This window comes from Faecalibacterium sp. AF27-11BH (assembly GCF_003603005.1).
In the GTDB taxonomy this organism is placed as follows: domain Bacteria; phylum Bacillota; class Clostridia; order Oscillospirales; family Ruminococcaceae; genus Faecalibacterium; species Faecalibacterium taiwanense.
Genome location: NZ_QVGS01000028.1, coordinates 417 through 3,097 on the forward strand (window position 1 = coordinate 417; position 2,681 = coordinate 3,097).

Sequence of the window (2,681 nt, forward strand, 5' to 3'; positions counted from 1 at the left end):
CTTTTGAGTGCGGATGCTCAGGCTTTCGCTGTTTGAACCGTCATCTTTTGACAGTCGGCAGTATAAAGCAGTTACTTTTTTGTCCTTTTCCATGTGTACCTCCATAATGGAAAAGAGACCTCATCAATCACATTGTAGCGGATGCTGCGTGATGATGCAAGCCCTTTTCCGCGGTAAAACGTCCAATTAGCCAGCGGCGAGATACGATTCGGCAGTTTTACGAATTTCTTCTTCCACAAGCCGCTGAAAAAGCGTATTCATCGGCACATTGCCGATATAATGGCGTTCCACGATCAGGCGCACGGACTTCGGACTTCTCGGCGCACGTTTGCGTGTGGTGGGCTTCTTCTCAGATTTTTCTTTGTTCAAGGGCAGACCTCCTCATTCATGTGGTGCAAATACGGAAAGGAATGGATGGATTCTATTCGTTTTTCTCTTTTTGTTTTATTACGTTGGTTAGGTGAAAGTTTTCTTCGATACAGTCTTAAAGGCTGCTATACTGCATAGGAAAAATATCTTTTGCAGATGCCATTAAGAATCTGCATCACAGAATCGTGATTTTGGCGGTTCTTGAATCGTGAAAAACGCAGAACTATTCAACATTTGGAATTTTCACAAAGATGTGATTGGGCGAAGAAAACCGCGTTCGTCTGCGCTCAATCAATCCCGCAGCGTCCAATTCCTTAAGCGCACTGGAAACACTGACAGTGCTGCGCCCTAGCTGCTCAGCCAAAGAGCAAATCGTAAAAATGACAAACACGAATCCACGTTCATCTATCCAGAGATTTTTCTGCGAGAGTGTGGCACGGTCGAGTAGCAACACATAAGTCATTTTTGCAGTCTGACTCAGGTCAAGTTCCAAAAGGAAGCGTGGGTATGGGAGAAACGGCGGCAGCGGAGTTTGCGTGGTAAGATATTCTGAAATGTTGATCACCTCCAGCTGAAGCAGAAATCAGGAACAAAGAGTATGTAACGAGAATTGGAGGGTTCCAATTCTCCAGTCGCAGAAAAGCACGAAACAAGTGCTCAACTGCGTTAATAAGTTAAGGTCTCCCATATTGGTCCTCGACTTCCCTAGGAGTGGGGAATCGTCCGGCGGCGGGCTTGCACCGCACCATTGGCATTTCAGCCACCCCGTCTTCGTTATGACCGGGCTGCGAGTTACAGAAGTACCTTTTGTGAAGTACCGGACGATTGAACTATTCACTTGTCAAGGAACATATGGAAGATTTCTGGACTTTGACGGACGAAAAACATCCTTCTACTTGGTAGCCGATGAAAAAGGCCATTTCGTAGCATTGCAAGCAATTTTGTAAACAAAACGTCATAATAGTCCGAGAATGGTCTTGAAAAAGATGCCCTACACTTGGTAGGCATCGAGAACGCCTGTTTCGTAGCATTGGTGAGAAACTTGTAATTGAATTGTAATTCTTGAGACCAAATCTCCGCTTTTGAAAAAATCCTCTCAATAGGTAGGCAACGAAAACAGCCCAAAGACAACCATCTTTTTGAGAATTAACAAAAAGGTCACAAATGACCGGCTTTCAAAGAGGCGCTTCTACTATTAACAGAAAAAGTGGCCTAAAATGGGGGGTGTTGGAGAAAATTTCTGCCTTAAAAGTACGCCTCTACTCACTAGCCAGCGAGAATAGCCAAAAGCCAGCAAAAAACAAATGAATTATGTACTTCTGCCACTGATTGCAACGGCATATCGGTGACAGAAAGATCGTTTAGAGCGATTCTTCGCGGTTTGGGGTGGTAGAAATCGTTTTGTAGTTGGACTTTTTCTGCTGAAGCTGCTCCAGCTGTTTCAGCACCGATTCCTTCTCCGGGGGCTTGCCGCCCGGTGTGGAAAGCTGCTGCTTATTCAGCACCATGTCGATATACTTGCGGATATTTTTCAGGGCAGAGACATCCGGCTGCAAGGTTTCCAGTTTGGTACGCAGTTCTGCGCTGCCGGATTGCAGCGCAGAAAATTCGGCATCCAATGCCGAAAAATCTACCGCTGTGCTGCCGTTCAGTTTCATCAGAGTGCGGACAGCTTTATTAAAGGTGTCCAGCTCCTCTTTGTGCTGGGCGGCATAAGCGTCCTTGGTCAACTTGAAGTTCTTCTTGATAAAGGTGTCGTGGATGGGCTTCAGCTTGGCATGGGCGGCGGCAGCATCCTTGATCTGGGCGATTGCCCGCATACGGTTTTCGTTCTGCTTCAACTGCCTACGGAGAGGGGCGGCGGTCTGGTTCAGGTTAGAAATTGCGGTATCCAGATCCTCGATGGTGTTCAGAGAATGGGCTTTCAGATAGTCCACCGCCCGTTTGACTTCCTCAAAGTCTCGGACAGTGCATTTCAGTTTTGCCTTGCCAGACCAATCGCTGCGCTGCTCGTTGCGGAGGTTGAAGTAGTCCACCAGCAAATCAGAAAGCGTGGGTTCCTTCGCCTTTTCCAGAGCGTCCAGAAGAAGCTGCTTCTTTTCATTCAGGTCTGCGATCCAGCGTTGCAGCCCACGAATCGCACTGCGGATGGACTGCATCAGGCTATTGGCGGCTCGAATATCACGATTCAGATTGCCGAGAAAAGTTTCGATGCCGCGTTTTTCCATCTGGTGTGCGGCGGGACCAAGGTGAACCGTTGGTATCTGCTGGATGCCCTGTCGCTCAAAGGAGCGCAGGTCAACACGTTCCGG

General features: G+C 47.7%; 3 protein-coding genes. All 3 read right to left on the reverse strand.

Going from position 1 to position 2,681, the window contains the following annotated elements; translation table 11 throughout:
* Positions 1-186: 186 nt before the first annotated feature.
* Entirely contained in the window at positions 187-369 is a 183-nt protein-coding gene (locus DWY76_RS13655) for a hypothetical protein (RefSeq protein WP_005945116.1), read from the reverse strand.
* A 223-nt stretch (positions 370-592) separates the two neighbouring features.
* Entirely contained in the window at positions 593-934 is a 342-nt protein-coding gene (locus DWY76_RS13660; RefSeq protein WP_005924687.1) for a replication initiator protein A, read from the reverse strand.
* Positions 935-1,730: 796 nt separating this feature from the next.
* Positions 1,731-2,681, reverse strand: a 951-nt coding sequence (locus tag DWY76_RS13665) for a MobA/MobL family protein (protein WP_165852648.1), incomplete at its 5' end; no start/stop codon positions are given.